Annotated in this window: 16 protein-coding genes; 7 read left to right on the top strand and 9 right to left on the bottom strand. The window is 67.3% G+C overall.

The features are described from left to right. Window positions 1–126: 126 nt before the first annotated feature. The 9 genes from DLJ49_RS14665 to DLJ49_RS14625 form a co-directional block, all read right to left on the bottom strand. The gene (locus DLJ49_RS14665) at window positions 127–753 is read right to left on the bottom strand and encodes a CoA transferase subunit B (protein ID WP_115394302.1); all 627 of its coding nucleotides are present in this window, start codon (window positions 751–753) and stop codon (window positions 127–129) included. Window positions 754–756: 3 nt separating this feature from the next. Continuing rightward, window positions 757–1677, bottom strand: a complete 921-nt coding sequence (locus DLJ49_RS14660; RefSeq protein WP_115394301.1) for a glycosyltransferase domain-containing protein — start codon at window positions 1675–1677, stop codon at window positions 757–759. A 1-nt stretch (window position 1678) separates the two neighbouring features. Beyond that, window positions 1679–2374, bottom strand: a complete 696-nt coding sequence (locus tag DLJ49_RS14655; protein WP_115394300.1) for a CoA transferase subunit A — start codon at window positions 2372–2374, stop codon at window positions 1679–1681. A 112-nt stretch (window positions 2375–2486) separates the two neighbouring features. Next, window positions 2487–3557, bottom strand: a complete 1071-nt coding sequence (locus DLJ49_RS14650; protein WP_115394299.1) for a branched-chain amino acid ABC transporter permease — start codon at window positions 3555–3557, stop codon at window positions 2487–2489. An 18-nt stretch (window positions 3558–3575) separates the two neighbouring features. Then, window positions 3576–4478, bottom strand: a complete 903-nt coding sequence (locus DLJ49_RS14645; RefSeq protein WP_115394298.1) for a branched-chain amino acid ABC transporter permease — start codon at window positions 4476–4478, stop codon at window positions 3576–3578. Then, a complete protein-coding gene (locus DLJ49_RS14640; protein WP_115394297.1) occupies window positions 4471–5268 on the bottom strand; it encodes an ABC transporter ATP-binding protein in 798 nt (265 codons plus the stop codon). The genes DLJ49_RS14645 and DLJ49_RS14640 overlap by 8 nt, the downstream gene beginning before the upstream one ends. 27 nt (window positions 5269–5295) lie before the next feature. Then, window positions 5296–6162 (bottom strand): ABC transporter ATP-binding protein, encoded by an 867-nt coding sequence (locus DLJ49_RS14635; RefSeq protein WP_115394296.1) that lies wholly within the window; start codon window positions 6160–6162, stop codon window positions 5296–5298. A gap of 128 nt (window positions 6163–6290) precedes the next feature. Further along, window positions 6291–7631, bottom strand: coding sequence for an ABC transporter substrate-binding protein (locus DLJ49_RS14630; RefSeq protein ID WP_199533380.1), 1341 nt, complete (start codon window positions 7629–7631; stop codon window positions 6291–6293). Between the two features lie 621 nt (window positions 7632–8252). Next, on the bottom strand, window positions 8253–9023 hold the full coding sequence (locus DLJ49_RS14625) for a DeoR/GlpR family DNA-binding transcription regulator (protein ID WP_115394294.1): 771 nt from the start codon (window positions 9021–9023) through the stop codon (window positions 8253–8255). Between the two features lie 188 nt (window positions 9024–9211). On the opposite strand from DLJ49_RS14625, the gene glpD reads away from it, so the two are divergent. The 7 genes from glpD (at window position 9212) to DLJ49_RS14590 (ending at window position 16910) form a co-directional block, all read left to right on the top strand. After that, window positions 9212–10813, top strand: a complete 1602-nt coding sequence (glpD, locus tag DLJ49_RS14620) for a glycerol-3-phosphate dehydrogenase (RefSeq protein ID WP_115394293.1) — start codon at window positions 9212–9214, stop codon at window positions 10811–10813. A 40-nt stretch (window positions 10814–10853) separates the two neighbouring features. Next, the gene (locus DLJ49_RS14615; protein ID WP_115394292.1) at window positions 10854–11942 is read left to right on the top strand and encodes an ABC transporter ATP-binding protein; all 1089 of its coding nucleotides are present in this window, start codon (window positions 10854–10856) and stop codon (window positions 11940–11942) included. An 11-nt stretch (window positions 11943–11953) separates the two neighbouring features. Beyond that, entirely contained in the window at window positions 11954–13048 is a 1095-nt protein-coding gene (locus DLJ49_RS14610) for an ABC transporter ATP-binding protein (protein WP_115394291.1), read from the top strand. Then, a complete protein-coding gene (locus DLJ49_RS14605; RefSeq protein ID WP_115394290.1) occupies window positions 13048–13923 on the top strand; it encodes a carbohydrate ABC transporter permease in 876 nt (291 codons plus the stop codon). Before DLJ49_RS14610 ends, DLJ49_RS14605 begins: the two co-directional genes overlap by 1 nt. Then, window positions 13920–14816 carry a carbohydrate ABC transporter permease gene (locus tag DLJ49_RS14600; protein WP_369932567.1) on the top strand — a complete coding sequence of 299 codons (897 nt, stop codon included), beginning with the start codon at window positions 13920–13922 and terminating at the stop codon, window positions 14814–14816. The genes DLJ49_RS14605 and DLJ49_RS14600 overlap by 4 nt, the downstream gene beginning before the upstream one ends. 12 nt (window positions 14817–14828) lie before the next feature. Beyond that, window positions 14829–15101 (top strand): DUF2160 domain-containing protein, encoded by a 273-nt coding sequence (locus DLJ49_RS14595; RefSeq protein WP_115394289.1) that lies wholly within the window; start codon window positions 14829–14831, stop codon window positions 15099–15101. Window positions 15102–15176: 75 nt separating this feature from the next. Then, window positions 15177–16910: an ABC transporter substrate-binding protein gene (locus DLJ49_RS14590; protein ID WP_115394288.1), complete on the top strand. Its 1734-nt coding sequence runs from the start codon at window positions 15177–15179 to the stop codon at window positions 16908–16910. Window positions 16911–16935 lie beyond the last annotated feature (25 nt).

Raw genomic sequence — 16935 nt, 5'->3', positions numbered from 1 at the left:
TCGGCTGGTCCGCTCGCCTGGGCCCGGGGAAATGGAGTCTCCGATGCGCATATCCGCCACCTTCGCCCTTCCCGTCCCCCCGCCGGCTTCAGCCTCGCCGGGACCGATCTCTGCCGCTGATCACAGTCAGACGATCGTTGCCTCGGTCTTCGCCACGATCTCGTCATGGGTGACACCCGGCGCCGTCTCGACGATGTGCAACCCCTTCCGGCCCACGTCGAGCACGCCGAGATTGGTGATGATCCGGTCGACCACGCCCGTGCCGGTGAGCGGAAGGGTGCACTCCTTCAGGAGCTTCGACTCGCCGGCCTTGTTGGTGTGGTCCATCACCACCACGACGCGGCGCACACCGGCCACGAGGTCCATCGCGCCGCCCATCCCCTTGACCAGCTTTCCGGGGATCATCCAGTTGGCGAGATCGCCGTTCTCGGCCACCTCCATCGCGCCAAGGATGGCCATGGCGATCTTGCCGCCGCGGATCATCCCGAACGAGGTGGCGCTGTCGAAGTAGGAGGTGTGCGGCAGCTCGGTGATGGTCTGCTTGCCGGCGTTGATGAGGTCGGGGTCTTCCTCGCCCTCGGGCGGAAACGGGCCCATGCCGAGCATCCCGTTCTCGGACTGGAGCGTGACGTTCACGCCCTCGGGGATGTAGTTGGGCACCAGCGTGGGGATGCCGATGCCGAGATTGACATAGGTGCCGTCCTCGAGCTCCTGCGCGGCGCGGGCGGCCATCTCGTTGCGGTCCCAGGGCATGCTTCAGTCTCCTTTCGGCAGCGGCTGCGCAGCGGGGCGCAGGAAGGTCTCTTTCACCGGCGGGCGTCCCATGACGCGGCGCAGGGGGGCGACGACATAGCGCTGGAACGTCCTGTCGACGCGGCTGTAGGGCGCGCGCAGCAGACTGGCCGCCTGTGCGTCGGACAGGGCGCCCCAGCGCCGAGGGCCGGGAACTCGGTGCATCTTTACCGAGAAATAAGGATTGCTCTTGTGGAAGTATTGCCAGTTCCAGCTGTGAACGGTCACATCCGAGGCAGCAAGAAGCGGTGGGAGTGAGAACTGGTCGCGCATTGCCCAGCGCCGAGTCTCTTCCCACCATTCTTCCATTAGCCTGTCTAGGCGAGCACGGCCGTGACGACGAAAAAGAATGCCGTTCATGGTAATCGGTAGATCAGCCCCGCCCTGCCGCCGATACTCGGCGAGCTGCGCTTTGGCGGCGACAGCGCGCTCAGGAGACAGACGGTCCCCTTTGAGGACCAGTAATATCTCTTCCTCCACTGTCCGATTGTTCTCGCCCGGGAAGAGGGCAAGGTCGGCGTCGGAGGCGACGAATTCCTCGATCAGCGGCGTGAGGTCGCCGAGCACGAGGATGTTGCCGTCAATGTAGATCGACAGGTCCACATCGGGCAGCACACGATGCGGCAGGAGCTTGCAGTAGCGGTTGGCCTCGTTCTGCGGCCAGCCTGCGACGGCGCCCGGCAGCGGTCGGAACCGCCAGCCGAAGGTGAGCGGCGCGGCCCGGTCGGAAAAGTGCAGGAACGGCGTGCCGGGCGTCCGCGCGAGCGGCGACATCAGGTTGTCGTAGCTGTCGAAGGTGCAGGTATAGACCACCTTGCGCATGGCGCGCGCCGCGTCCCGCGCCTCGCTCGGCACGTCGCGTGCAACGGTGGCGCCGTCGGCCACGTCAGGCCGCCCGCGTGGTGCGCTGCTCGATGCGCTTTTCGTGCTCGCCCTGGATCAGGCGGTGAACGTAGATGCCGGGCAGGTGGATGCAGTCGGGGTCGAGCTGGCCGGGCTCGACGATCTCCTCGACCTCCATCACGCAGACCCGCCCGCACATCGCCGCCGGCGGATTGAAGTTGCGGGCGGTCTTGCGAAAGATCGCGTTGCCCGTCGTGTCGGCCTTCCACGCCTTGACGATCGAGAGATCGGCGAAGATCCCGCGCTCGAGGATGTAGGGCTCGCCGTCGAACTCCTTCACCTCCTTGCCCTCGCCGATCTGCGTGCCGTAGCCGGTCTTGGTGTAGAAGCCGGGGATGCCCGCGCCCCCCGCGCGCATCCGTTCGGCAAGGGTTCCCTGGGGGTTGAACTCGAGCTCCAGTTCGCCCGAAAGGTATTGCTGCATGAAGGTGTCGTTCTCGCCCACGTAGGACGACATCATCTTCTTCACCTGCCGGGTCTGCAGCAGCAGGCCGAGGCCGAAATCGTCGACGCCAGCATTGTTCGAGGCGACGGTGAGGTTCCTGACCCCCGCATCGCGGATCGCGGCGATGAGGAGCTCGGGGATGCCGCAGAGGCCGAAGCCGCCCGCGGCGATCAGCATTCCGTCGTGGAGAAGCCCGTCGAGCGCCTCGGCCGCGCTGCCATACACCTTGTCCATCGTGCTCCCTCGCCAGTCATGCGGTCGCCGCGGTTGTGGCGGGCGGCGCGCGCGCTGTCAACGCACGCTGCAGCGCAGCGGCCGACGCGGGAGAGCGGAGCCGGCCGGCGCGTCAGCCGGCCGGCTCCTGCTTGGCCGCGGCCGCCTCGGCCACCGGACGGCGGGAGAAAAGGCGGCTCTTGAGGTTCTCCCAGAGTTTCGCGATTCCCAGCGGCTCGTAGATCAGGAAGACGATGATCAGCGCGCCGAACACCACCTGCTCGATGGCCGAGATGATCGTGGCGTCGATCATCCCGTGGAACCAGGCATTGCCGACCGTGTTCAGCACCACCGGGAAGAGCAGGATGAATCCCGCGCCGATGAAGGCGCCGTTGATCGTGCCGAGCCCGCCGAGGATCACCATGAAGAGGATCTGGAAGGACAGCTTGATGTCGAAGGCCACCGGCTCGAGCGACTTGAGGTAGGTGAAGGCGAAGAGCGCGCCGGCCACCCCGCAGTAGAAGGCGCTGAGAGCGAAGGCCTGCAGCTTGGCCCGCAGGAGCGATATGCCCATGCTCTCGGCCGCGATATCCATGTCGCGCACCGCCATCCAGTTCCGCCCCACCGAGCCGCGGGTCATGTTGACGGCGAGGATGGTGAGCACCGTCACCACCACCGCGACGACCAGATACATCTCCATCGGCGAGGTGAAGGAGCGGCCCGCGATCACGATGTCCTGCGCGGTGATGATGCCCGAGCTGTCGTAGTTCTTGAACCAGCCGAACTTGTCTATCATCCAGATGATGAAGAACTGCGAGGCGAGGGTCGCCACCATCAGGTAGATGCCGCGCACGCGCAGGCTGGGCAGGCCGAAGAGCACGCCGAAGGCCGCCGCGATCAGCCCCGAGAACAGCAGCGAGAGCGGAAAGGGCATCCACGGGATGCGCAGCTCGATGTTGTAGCAGGCAAAGGCGCCGGCGGCCATGAATCCGGCCGCGCCGAGGGCGAGCTGGCCCGCGTAGCCCATGACGAACTGCTGGCCGATCGCCGCGAGCGCGAGACAGAGCCACGGGATCAGGATCGAGGAATACCAGTAGTCGGTCTCGATCATGAGCGGGACGACCGCGAAGGCCAGCGCCATCAGGACGACGAAGTTGGCGACGTCGCCGCGGCTGTAGGTCATGAAGAGGGGCTTGTCGTGCATGTGTCTGCCTCCCGCGCCTCAGACGCGCCTGATGATTTTTTCGCCGAACAGGCCCTCGGGCCGCCAGAGCAGGAAGAAGATGGCGAGGACGTAGGGCGCCCAGCCCTCGATGCCGCCGCCGAAGAAGGGGCCGACATAGACCTCGAGCGTCTTTTCGACGACGCCGATGATCAACCCGCCGACGATCGCGCCCGGGATCGACGAGAAGCCGCCGATGATGAGCACGGGCAACGCCTTGAGCGCCAGATCGACGAGCGCGAACTGCACGCCCGCCCGTGCCCCCCACAGCATGCCCGCGACAAGGGCGACGATGCCCGCGGCCGACCACACCATCAGCATGATCGTCTTGAGCGGGATGCCGATCGAGGCGGCCGCACCGGGGTCGTCGGCCACCGCACGCAGGCCGAGGCCCATCTTGGTGAACCGGAACAGAAGCGCGAGGATCACGATCAGCACGGCGGCGACGACGCCCGCGGCCACGTCGAGCGCGCTGACGAAAAGCCCGAGATTCTCCGCCACCCAGGGGATCGGGAAATCGCCGATGCCGAGATCGAGGCGGCGCACCTCGACGCCCCAGACCGCCTGCGCGAGCCCCTGGAGCACGAAGGCGAGGCCGATCGTGGCCATCAGCATCGTGTCCTCGCTCTGGCTCATCAGCGGCTCGAGCACGAGCCGCTCGGTGGCGTAGCCCACCGCGATCATCAGGAAGACGGTCACCACGAAGGCCAGCGCGAAGGGCAGCCCCAGCTCCATGAAGCCCACGAACGACAGCACGGCGAAGAACACCATGGCGCCCTGTGCGAAGTTGAAGGTGGCCGACGCCTTGTAGATCAGCACGAAGCCCAGCGCGACGAGCGAATACATCGTGCCCGCCAGCATCCCGGCCAGCACGACCTCGAAGAAGAACAGTATCTCAGTCATGGGCCACCCCCAGATAGGCGTCGATCACGTCCTGGTTCGTGCGCACCGCCTCGGGCGGCCCGTCGGCGATGATCTTGCCGTAGTCGAGCACGACGACGTTGTCGGAGATGTCCATGACCACGCCCATGTCGTGCTCGATCAGCACCATGGTCGTGCCGAGCTCGTCGTTGACCTTGAGGATGAAGCGGCACATCTCGCGCTTCTCCTCGACGTTCATGCCCGCCATCGGCTCGTCGAGCAGCAGCATGTCGGCCTCGGTGGCCAGCGCCCGGCCGAGCTCGACCTTCTTCTGCAGGCCGTAGGGCAGCTTGCCCACGGGCGTGTCGCGGATGCTCTCGATCTCGAGAAACTCGACGATCTCTTCGCAGCGCTCGCGGTTCTCGCGTTCTTCCCGCGTCGCGGCAGGCGTCTGGAAGGCGATCTGCAGGAAGTTGGCGCCCATGTGCAGCCTGCGTCCGACGAGAATGTTGTCGATCACCGACATCCGCTTGAACAGCGCCAGGTTCTGGAAGGTGCGCGAGATACCCTTTCGGGCCACGATGTTGGGGCTGATCCTGTCGAGCACCTCGCCCTTGAACGAGATCCTGCCCTGCTGGGGCTTGTAGATCCCGTTGATGCAGTTCAGCAGCGAGCTCTTGCCGGCCCCGTTGGGACCGATGATCGCCCGTATCTCGTGCATCAGCACCTTGAACGAGGTGTCGGTGATCGCCTTCACGCCGCCGAAGCTGAGCGAGATGTTCTCCACCTCGAGGATCGGGCCGCCGATGGGGAAGTTTCTTGCCTGGGTCATTGCTGGATGGGTCTCCTGCCGCGGCGGTCAGTGATGGTGGAGATCGGCGTGCGACTCGCTTTCCTTGCGGAGCACGTCGCGGAAGTTCTTCCGGCCCTCCTTGGAGATGCCGAGGTAGTATTCCTTGATCTTGTCATCGTTCAGGAGCGTCTGGGCCGGCCCCTGCAGCATCACCCGGCCCGTCTCGATGACGTAGCCGTAATCGGCGTTGCGCAGGGCGACGTTGGTGTTCTGCTCGGCGAGCAGGATGCTGACATGCTCGTGCTTGTTGAGCTCCTGCACGATGTTGAAGATCTCGGCCACGAGCTGCGGCGCGAGGCCCATCGACGGCTCGTCGAGCAGGAGCATCTTGGGCTTGGCCATCATCGCGCGGGCCACCGCCGTCATCTGCTGCTCGCCGCCCGAGGTATAGCCGGCCTGGCTCTTGCGGCGGTCCCTGAGGCGCTTGAAGTAGCCGTAGATGCGATCGAGCTCGGCCTCGATGTCGCCCTTCGACAGGCTGCGCGAGTAGGCGCCGGCGATGATGTTCTCCTCCACCGTCAGGTGGCCGAAGCAGCGCCGCCCCTCGAGCACCTGCACCATCCCGAGGCCCACCATGTCCGACGGCGTCTGGTCGCGCACAGGCGTGCCGTCGTAGGTGATCGTGCCGCGGGTGACCTTGCCGCGCTCGCCCGCGAGCATGGTCGACACCGATTTGAGCGTCGTGCTCTTGCCCGCGCCGTTGCCGCCGAGCAGCGCCACGATCTTGCCGCGCGGCACCGTGAGCGAGACGTCGTGAAGCGCCGAGATGACGTTGTCGTAGACCACCTCGATGGAGTCGACGACGAGAATGTCGTCCTGAGCGACGTTCGGGGCGGCATTGCCGGAGGGGGTCGGAGGCGGGGTCGCATTCATGGGAAGATCGCCATGCTGATGTATCCTGTGGAGCGCGGGGACTTTGATCGGCGGAGCATCAGGACGGGGGTGCCGGCGCATGCGCTGCGCCGGCACCGGGTCCGCTCGGCCGCCGACCGCTCGCCGGGTTAGGAGCAGTCGCGCGGCGTGATGCCGTTTTCCGCCGCGAACTTGGCCGCCGAGTCCTCGATCAGCGTCCGGATCGCGTCGGGGTCGAGCGGCGGCAGCCAGTCCGTGACCTGCACGAACTTCTCGCCGTCCCATTGCATCATGGCGAAGGCGCGCGCCCCGTTATGCTTGGCGCAGGACAGATCGAACGGGGCGACCATGCCGCCGATGCCGAGCTCCTCGAGCCTCTCCGGGGTCATGTTCAGCGCCTCGTAGCCGGCGCGGAACTCGGCGCCCGTCACGGCCTGCCCGACCTTGTCGTGCATCTCCTGCGCGTTCTTCAGCGCCTCGATCCACATCACCGCCGCGCCGAGCCCGCGGTTCCAGTAGACCGAGCCGATGCGGCTTTCGTCGGCGAGGTTGCCCTCCCCCGCGCCGTAGACCTGTTCCTCGATCGCCTGCACGAGCGGAAACTGCTTGCCCGGCAGGGCATTGGCCATGGCATAGGTGCCGGTCGCGCTGTCGCCGGCGGGATACATGTCTTCCTCGGCGGCGCCGAAGGTGACGTAGATCAGCCGCTCGCGCGGGAAGCCGATGCGCGCGGCATTGGTCATGCCGGTCGAGTTCATCCCCGAGCCCGCGCCCCAGAACGTCACCCAGTCGGGGCGCTCGCGGCGCACCTGCAGCCACTGCGACTGCTGCTCGAGCCCCGGCGGCGGCACGGCGATCTCGACGATCTCGACGCCCCATTCCTCGGCGATGGCACGCATCGCGGGAAGCGGCTCGCGGCCGAAGGCGCTGTCGATGTGCATGTGCACGATCTTCTTGCCGCGCATGTTCTCGACGCCGCCCTCCTGCTCGGCCATGAAGCGCATCTTCACGGCGATCTGGTCCCAGTAATGGCCCGCGGCGTTGAAGACCCAGGGCCAGACGCTGCCGTCGGCGGCGTCGGTGCGGCCGTAGCCATACTGCGCGAGCACCACCTCGTCCTCGGCCATGCGGTTGATCACGGCATAGGCGCCGGGCGTGCCGAGCGTGTCGAACACCACCATCTTCTGTCCGTTGTATTCGAACAGGCGCTGGTAGCACTCCACGGTCTTCACCGCGTTGTACTCGGTCTCGCATTCCTGCCACGTCAGCATGACGCCGTTCACGCCGCCGTTCATGTTGACGTAGTTCAGGTAGTCGATCTGCGCACCGTAATAGCCCGTGCCCATGGCGGAATAGGGGCCGACCCGGCTGCTCGCGATCGGGAAATACTGGGTTTCCTCGGCGGCGGCCCGCTCGGGCAACGCCGCCGATACGATCGCGGCGCACACGATGGCGGACACCGCCATCATGTCGCGAAGCGTGCGTCTCATGCTCATTCTCTTCTTCTCCTCCCCGTCAGTATCGTCGTTCGACGACAGTCGCAGATCATGTCTGCATCGCGTTCGGCGCCCGGTGCCCCGACCGCTGCGGAGACCGGTGGCAGTCGCACGAGTGGCCGTGCCGCTCCCGGTAGCCGGGTGACCGATCACCGCTTACGCCGCGGGCCGCCCGGGTTGACCCAGGGTCTCGAAAGCCCGCATCACCAAGGTTGAGCGAGCCGCCGCACACGCGGCAGTGCTCCCTTCAGAGGTCGTTACCGCATCGCCGTGCGACGGGCGCGCGTACCGCCCGAACACCCCGCGCAGCTCCCGGAGACGAGCGCGGTCGACCCCGCGAACCCGGCCCGTCAGGAACGCCCCCGGCAAGATCGGTAATGACACTTTGCCGCAGGGTAGCCTCGTTGACAGGCCTGTCAAGCGCACGTGACCGACAAACCGGCAGATGCCGCCCCCCACCCTCATCGACGGTCGGGCCATGGCCGACGACGCGGGACGAGGGGAGCCACCGACGAGCCGACACCGTTGCCGCCGAACCGCTCCAGGATGGCGGGACCCGGCGATCGACCGGACATCGGCGGCAAGGGCGCAGGCGCCCAGGGCGCGGCCGCGCGCTCACTCCGGGCCGGGGCAGACCTGCACGGACGTGGCCCAGCCCCGGCAGTCGCCCAAGAGCGCGGCCGGCGGAGGCGCGTCGGTGAAGAACCGGTCGAGATCGCGCAGCGAGGCGATGCGCACCGGGGCCGTTCGCTCGAACTTCGTCGCGTCGGCCACCAGCGATGCGATGCGCGAGCGCTCGATGACCGCCTGGTTCACGCCGGCCTCCTCCATGTCGTAGTCGAGCAGGTCGCCCTGCTCGTCGAGCGCCGAGCAGCCCAGCACCGCGTGGTCGAACTTGAACTGCTCGATCGTGCGCATCGTCAGCGTGCCGACGAGCCCCTCGTCGGAGCGGCGCAGCGTGCCGCCCGCCACCACGACCTCGCAATCTGGGTTGGCCAGCAGGGTGGCGCCCACGTTGATGTTGTTGGTCACGACCAGAAGGTTGCGATGATTGACGAGGGCGCGGGCCACCGCCTCCGTCGTGGTGCCGATACCGAGAAACACGCAGGCCTCGTCGGGGATCGCGGCGGCGCAGGCGCGACCGATCCGCGCCTTAGCATCGGCAGCCAGGGCCCGGCGTTCGGCGTAGCCGATATTCGTCACGCCCGACGGCAGGATGGCCCCGCCATGCACGCGCTCGAGCTTGCCGGCCTCGGCGAGCTCCGTGAGGTCGCGCCGCACCGTCTGGCGCGTGACGCCGAACCGCGACGCCAAACCCTCGACCGTCACGCGGCCCTCGCGGCGCGCGATCTCGAGGATTTCGGGCTGGCGGAACGTCTGCGTCATGATCGTGGAGCGGTGGACCTGGGGCAGGATGAAGCGCGGCAGACGGGAATCGCAAGATGTGTTCGGCAGACGCTGCGTGAGCGATGCATGGGGGTCGCGTACAGAAACAGACAGAAACGAAAACAAACGAAACCATGCGTTGACAAGAGATGCGCGATCTTGCACCACTCATGCCGGGAGGTTTTCGTATGGGTGGATCCGGGCCAGAGGCCGATTGCGACCTGCTGGTCGTGGGCGGCGGCGTGAACGGGTGCGGCATCGCACGCGACGCATCCGGGCGAGGCCTGTCCGTCACCCTCGTGGAGAAAGGCGACCTGGCGCAGGCGACATCCTCCGCCTCGACCAAGCTGTTCCACGGCGGGCTGCGCTATCTGGAGTATTTCGAGTTTCGGCTGGTGCGCGAGTCGCTGATCGAGCGCGAGCGTCTGCTCGCCGCCATGCCGCACATCTCGTGGCCGATGCGCTTCGTGCTGCCCTGGCACCCCGACATGCGCTTCGAGTCGCGCACGCCCACATCGCGTCTTCTGTCCACGCTGATGCCGTGGATGAAGGGGCGCCGGCCCGCCTGGCTGATCCGCCTCGGCCTGTTTCTCTACGATCATCTCGGCGGCCGGAAGATCCTGCCGCCCACCCGCACGCTCGATCTGCGGCGGGCCCCCGAGGGCGTGCCGCTCGACGACCGTTTCGAGAAGGCGTTCGAGTATTCCGATTGCTGGGTGGAGGATTCGCGCCTCGTGGTGCTCAACGCCCGCGACGCGGAGGCGCGCGGCGCGCATGTCCGCACGCGCACCGAGCTGGTCTCGGCCGAGGCGCAGGACGGTCTCTGGCACGCCGTCCTGCGCGATGTCGAGACGGGGCGCACCGAGGCGCTGACCGCGCGCATGCTGGTCAACGCGGCAGGGCCGTGGGTGGCCGACGTGATCACGGGCCGGATGCGCCGCAACACCGGCGAGCGGGTGCGGCTGGTGCGCGGCTCGCACATCGTGACGCGCAAGCTCTTCGACCACGACAAGGCGTATTTCTTCCAGGGCACCGACGGACGCATCATCTTCGCCATCCCCTACGAGGGCGACTTCACCCTGATCGGCACGACCGACACCGAGCACACCGACCCCGACGCGCCGGCCGTCTGCACCGACGAAGAGCGCGACTACCTGCTCGACTTCGCCTCGACCTATTTCGCCGAGCCCGTCACCGTCGACGACATCGTGTGGACCTATTCCGGCGTCCGCCCGCTGCACGACGACGGCGCGCAATCGGCCTCGGCGGCGACGCGCGACTACGTGCTGAGCGTCGACACGGGCGCGGGCGCGCCGGCGCTCAACGTCTTCGGCGGCAAGATCACCACCTACCGGCGGCTGGCCGAGGGCGCGCTGGAGAAGATCGGCGCGCATCTGCCGCTCGCCCGTGGCGCGTGGACGGCGGGCGTCCCGCTGCCGGGCGGGGACTTCGAGGTCGGCGGATCGGACCGGCTGGCGACGGAGTTGCGCGCCGCCTGTCCGTTCCTGACCGAGGCCTGGGCACGGCGACTCGTCCGCGCCTACGGGACAGAGGCGCGGCAGGTGCTGGGCGAGGCGCGCTCGGCGGCCGATCTCGGCCGCGATTTCGGCGCGACGCTCACCGAGCGCGAGGTGCGCTGGCTGATGGAGCGCGAATTCGCCCGCACCGCGGCCGACGTGCTGTGGCGTCGCACGAAGCTCGGGCTTAGGCTGTCGGAGGAGGAAGCCGCGGAACTCGATGCGTTCATGACCGGGGACAGGGCCGGGAGCACCCGGTCCGCCGCGGAGTGACTCGTCCGGCACCGGCCGCGGCGAGCCAGGGAGGAGAGGCATGACACTGACGCTGGACGGCGTGTCGAAGGTCGTGGGCGGCGAGACCCACATTCACCCCACCGACCTGACGCTGGAGCGGGGCACGATGAACGTGCTGCTCGGGCCGACGCTCGCGGGCAAGACCTCGCTCATGCGGCTGATGGCCGGGCTCGACAAGCCGGCCTCGGGGCGAATCCTGTGGGAGGGTGCCGACGTGACCGGCCTGCGCGTGCAGGATCGCGGCGTGGCGATGGTCTATCAGCAATTCATCAACTACCCGGCGATGACCGTCTACGACAACATCGCCTCTCCGATGCGCCTGCTGGGCAAGTCGAAGGCAGAGATCGACCGCGCCGTGCGCGAGACGGCCGAGCTGATGAAGCTGACGCCGATGCTCCACCGAAAGCCGCTGGAGCTGTCGGGCGGCCAGCAGCAGCGCTGCGCGCTGGCCCGCGCGCTGGTGAAGGATGCGGGGCTAGTGCTGCTCGACGAGCCGTTGGCCAACCTCGACTACAAGCTGCGCGAGGAGCTGCGCATCGAGATCCCGCGCATCTTCGAAAAGTCCGGCGCGATCTTCGTCTACGCCACCACCGAGCCGGAGGAGGCCCTGCTGCTTGGCGGCAACACGGCAACGCTGTGGGAAGGGCGGATCACCCAGTTCGGGCCGACGGCCGAGGTCTATCGCCAGCCGGTCGACGCGACGACGGCGCGCGTCTTCTCCGACCCGCCGATGAACTTCCTCGAGATCGAGAAGCGGGGCGGGCGGCTGATGTTCGGCGACGGCCAGTCGGCCGAGGCAAAGGGTGCGCTCGCCCGTCTGGCAGACGGGCCGTACACCGCCGGCTTCCGGCCCAATCACGTCGAGATCGAGCCGCACGCCGCCGACACCATGACTTTCGAGACGCGCCTCGCGGTCTTCGAGATCACCGGGTCGGAAACCTTCGTGCATCTCGACCACCATGGCGAGCGCTGGGTGGGCCTCGTGCACGGCGTGCGCGACCTGCAGATCGGCGCTCCCGTCACCGTCTACATCGACCCCGCGCATGTCTACGTCTTCGGCGCAGACGGGGCGCTGGTCGCGCCGGCCTCCTACGCGCTGGCGGCCTGAAGGGAGGAGACATGGCACGGATCACGCTCGACGGCCTCGCCCATTCCTACGCGCCCAGGCCAAAGGGGCCGGAGGATTACGCGCTCAAGGAGCTCAACCACGTCTGGGCCGACGGCGAGGCCTACGCGCTGCTCGGCCCCTCGGGCTGCGGAAAGTCGACCCTGCTCAACATCATCTCGGGGCTTCTGGAGCCGTCCGAGGGCCGCATCCTGTTCGACGACGCCGACGTGACGCACATGACGACGGCCGAGCGCAACATCGCGCAAGTGTTCCAGTTCCCCGTCGTCTACGACACGATGAGCGTGCGCGACAATCTCGCCTTCCCGCTGCGCAACCGGGGATTTGCCGCCGACGTCGTGGCCGAGCGGGTGGCGAAGGTCGCACGCATGATCGGCATGGAAGACGAGCTGAGCCGCAAGGCGCGGGGGCTGACGGCCGACGCCAAGCAGAAGATCAGCCTCGGCCGCGGGATGGTGCGGGAGGACGTCAACGCGCTGCTCTTCGACGAGCCGCTGACGGTGATCGACCCGCACATGAAGTGGGAGCTGCGCACCCAGCTCAAGAGCCTGCACCACGAGTTCGGGCACACGATGATCTACGTCACCCACGACCAGACCGAGGCGCTGACCTTCGCCGATCATGTCGTGGTGATGACCGAAGGACAGGTGGTGCAGATCGGCACCCCTCAGGAGCTGTTCGAGCGGCCCGCGCACACCTTCGTCGGCTACTTCATCGGCTCGCCGGGGATGAACGTGATCCCCGCCGAGGTGCGCGGCGACCGCGCCGTGGTGCAGGGCGCCGAGATCCCGCTGGGGGCGTCTTATGGCGCTGTCCCGGGCCGGGTCGAGCTGGGCGTGCGGCCCGAATTCGTGCGGCTCTCTTCGGGCGAAGGGCTGCCGGTGAAGATCCGCCGGGTGGAGGACGTGGGCCGCCACAAGATCGTGCGCGCCGAGATGTTCGGGCAGGACATCGCCATCGTCGCCGGAGAGGACGCCCGCATCGGCGCCGACCAGACCCGGGTCGTCTTCGACCCCGCGGGCGTCAACGTCTACGCCGACGACTGGCTGGTGGAGCCGTCGGGGCGCCGCGTGGGGGAGGCCGCCTGATGGAAAAGCCCGTCAACCAGAAAGCCTGGCTGCTCGTCCTGCCGATGCTGGTGATCGTCAGCTTCTCGGCGATCATCCCGCTGATGACGGTGGTCAACTACTCCGTCCAGGACACGTTCGGTGACAACGTGTTCTTCTGGGCCGGTCTGAGCTGGTTCGAGCAGATGCTCGAGGACGAGCGCATGTGGGGCGCGCTCTGGCGCCAGCTCGCCTTCTCGGCCACGATCCTGGCCATCCAGGTGCCGCTCGGCATCCTCGTGGCCAAGTCGATGCCGCGCAAGGGGCCGTGGGTGTCGGTCTGCCTCGTGCTGATGGCGCTGCCGCTGCTGATCCCGTGGAACGTCGTCGGCACGATCTGGCAGATCTTCGGCCGGCAGGACATCGGGCTGCTGGGCTACACGCTCAACGCGCTGGGGATCGACTACAACTACACCTCCAACGTCGTGCACGCCTGGGTCACGGTGATCGTGATGGACGTCTGGCACTGGACGTCGCTGGTGGCGCTGCTGGCCTATGCCGGGCTCGTGTCGATCCCGGCGGCCTACTACCAGGCGGCCAGGATCGACCAGGCGAGCAACTGGGCCGTGTTCCGCTACATCGAGCTGCCCAAGATGCGCGGCGTCCTGACCATCGCGATCCTTCTGCGCTTCATGGACAGCTTCAAGATCTACACCGAGCCATTCGTCGTGACCGGCGGCGGGCCGGGCAGCGCGACCACGTTCCTGTCGATCGACCTCGTGAAGATGGCGCTCGGGCAGTTCGACCTCGGCCCTGCCGCGGCCTTCTCGATCATGTATTTCCTCGTGATCCTGCTGATCAGCTGGGTCTTCTACACGGTGATGATCAATCTCGACAAGGAGGAGGCCCGCGGATGACCGACCGGACAGCCGACAGCCCTACGGCCGCCCCCGGCGCCGCCAGCCTTCCGGGCAAGCTGACCGCCAGCGCCCCGGCCAGGCGCCGCGTGCGGGTCAAGGGCTCGGCGGTGGTGATGGTGCTCTACCTCGCCTTCCTGCTGATCCCGATCTACTGGCTGGTCAACATGAGCCTGAAGACCAATGCCGAGATCCTCGGCAGCTTCAGCCTCTGGCCGCGCGATCTGACGTTCCAGAACTACGCGACGATCCTCACCGACCCGTCATGGTACATGGGATACGTCAACTCGCTGATCTACGTGGTGATGAACACGGTGATCTCGCTCGCCGTGGCGCTGCCGGCGGCCTACGCCTTCTCGCGCTACACGTTCATGGGCGACAAGCACCTGTTCTTCTGGCTGCTGACCAACCGGATGGCGCCGCCCGCGGTCTTTGCCCTGCCGTTCTTCCAGCTCTATTCGTCGGTGGGGCTGTTCGACACGCATATCGCCGTGGCGCTGGCGCATTGCCTGTTCAACGTGCCGCTGGCGGTGTGGATCCTCGAGGGCTTCATGCGGGGCGTCCCGCGCGAGATCGACGAGACGGCCTATATCGACGGCTACTCGTTCCCGCATTTCTTCGTGAAGATCTTCATGCCGCTGATCGCGAGCGGCATCGGCGTCGCGGCCTTCTTCTGCTTCATGTTCTCGTGGGTGGAGCTGCTCTTGTCGCGCACGCTAACGAGCGTGAACGCCAAGCCCATCGCCGCCACCATGACGCGCACCGTCTCGGCCTCGGGCCTCGACTGGGGGGTGCTGGCGGCGGCGGGCGTGCTGACCATCGTGCCCGGCGCGCTCGTGATCTACTTCGTGCGCAACTACATCGCCAAGGGCTTTGCCCTGGGCCGCGTGTAAGGGAGGCATCGCATGGCCTGGATGGCATGGACATGGCCCACCGCCGCGTTCTTCGTGGTGATCGCGGGGCTTCTGATCGCCTTCTCGATCCTCGGGGTGAAATACCCCGAGACGCCGCGCACCGGCATCCTGCGGATCGAGACGACGCGGGGCGACCGGCTGTTCATCACCCTGCTCGGCTCGGCCTTCATCAACATCGCGTGGCTCGGGTGGACCGACCTCGCGCAATGGTGGGCGCTCGTCGTCTGCCTGATCTACGCCGCGCTCGTGTTCAGATACGTCTGAGCCGGGCGCCGCGCACCTCCGGCCCGGGCGTTCCGGGCCGGCACCCAAGACAGTCCAGATAAGGGAGGAAAACCGATGGGCTTTACCTTGAGATCCTCGACCGCGCTGGCGGTGGCGCTCGCCATTGGCGGCACGCCGGCCTTCGCCGACATGGAAGCGGCGATGGAGTTCCTCGACGCCGAGATCGGCGACCTGTCGACGCTGACCCGCGAGGAACAGGAAGCGGAGATGCAGTGGTTCATCGACGCGGCCGAGCCGTTCCGGGGGATGGACATCACCGTGGTGTCGGAGACGATCACCACGCATGAATACGAGGCGCAGGTTCTGGCGCCCGCCTTCAGCGCGATCACCGGCATCAACGTCACCCACGACCTGATCGGCGAGGGCGACGTGGTCGAGCGGCTGCAGACGCAGATGCAGACCGGCGAGAACATCTACGACGCCTACGTCAACGACTCCGACCTGATCGGCACGCACTGGCGCTACCAGCAGGTGCGCAACCTGACCGACTGGATGGCGGGCGAAGGCGCCGACGTCACCTCGCCGACGCTCGACCTCGACGACTTCATCGGCACCCAGTTCACCACCGGGCCCGACGGCAAGCTCTACCAGCTGCCCGACCAGCAGTTCGCCAACCTCTACTGGTTCCGCTACGACTGGTTCAACGACGAAAAGAACCAGGAGGACTTCCGCGCCGAGTACGGCTACGACCTCGGCGTGCCGGTCAACTGGTCGGCCTACGAGGACATCGCCGAGTTCTTCACCGGCCGCGACCTGAGCCACATGGGCGTCGAGGGCGAGGTCTATGGCAACATGGACTACGGCAAGAAGGACCCGAGCCTCGGCTGGCGCTACACCGACGCATGGATGTCGATGGCCGGCATGGGCGACCTGGGCGAGCCCAACGGCCTGCCCGTCGACGAGTGGGGCATCCGGGTGAACGAGGACAGCCAGCCCGTGGGCTCGTGCATGGCCCGCGGCGGCGCGACCAACAGCCCGGCCGCCGTCTATGCCGTGCGCAAGGCCATCGAGTGGCTCGAGAAGTACTCGCCGCCCACCGCCGCCGGCATGACCTTCTCCGAGGCGGGGCCGGTGCCGGCGCAGGGCCAGATCGCGCAGCAGATGTTCTGGTACACCACCTTCACCGCCGACATGGTGGGCGACGGCGCCGAGGCCGTGCTCAACGAGGACGGCACGCCCAAGTGGCGCATGGCCCCCTCCCCGCGCGGCGCCTACTGGGAAGACGGCATGAAGGTCGGCTACCAGGACGTGGGGTCGTGGACGCTGATGGAATCCACCCCGGTCGACCGGGCGAAGGCCGCCTGGCTCTACGCGCAGTTCGTCACCTCCAAGACGGTGGACGTGAAGAAGTCGCATGTCGGCCTGACCTTCGTGCGCGATTCCTCGATCGAGCACGAAAGCTTCACCGAGCGCGCGCCCGAGCTGGGCGGCCTCGTCGAGTTCTACCGCTCGCCGGCGCGGGTGCGCTGGTCGCCCACGGGCACCAACATCCCCGACTATCCGCGCCTCGCGCAGCTGTGGTGGCAGAACATCGGTGACGCCATGTCGGGCGCCAAGACCCCGAAGGAGGCGCTCGACGCGCTCTGCGCCGACCAGGAGCAGGTGCTCGAGCGGCTTGAGCGCGCGGGCGTGCAGGGCGACATCGGGCCGATGCTCAACGAGGAACGCGACCCCGAATACTGGCTCTCGCAGCCGGGCGCGCCGAAGCCCGAGCTCGAGAACGAGGATCCGGAGCCGGTGACCGTCTCCTACGACGAGCTGGTGAAGTCCTGGCAGGACGATTCCTGATCCTGCCCCGACCCCGGCCGGCCGC

Origin of the sequence: Rhodovulum sp. 12E13 (genome assembly GCF_003340565.1) — a bacterium.
Lineage (GTDB): Bacteria > Pseudomonadota > Alphaproteobacteria > Rhodobacterales > Rhodobacteraceae > HLUCCA09.
Note: the sequence above shows the minus strand (reverse complement) of the source record. Positions and strands in the feature narration are given on the sequence as shown.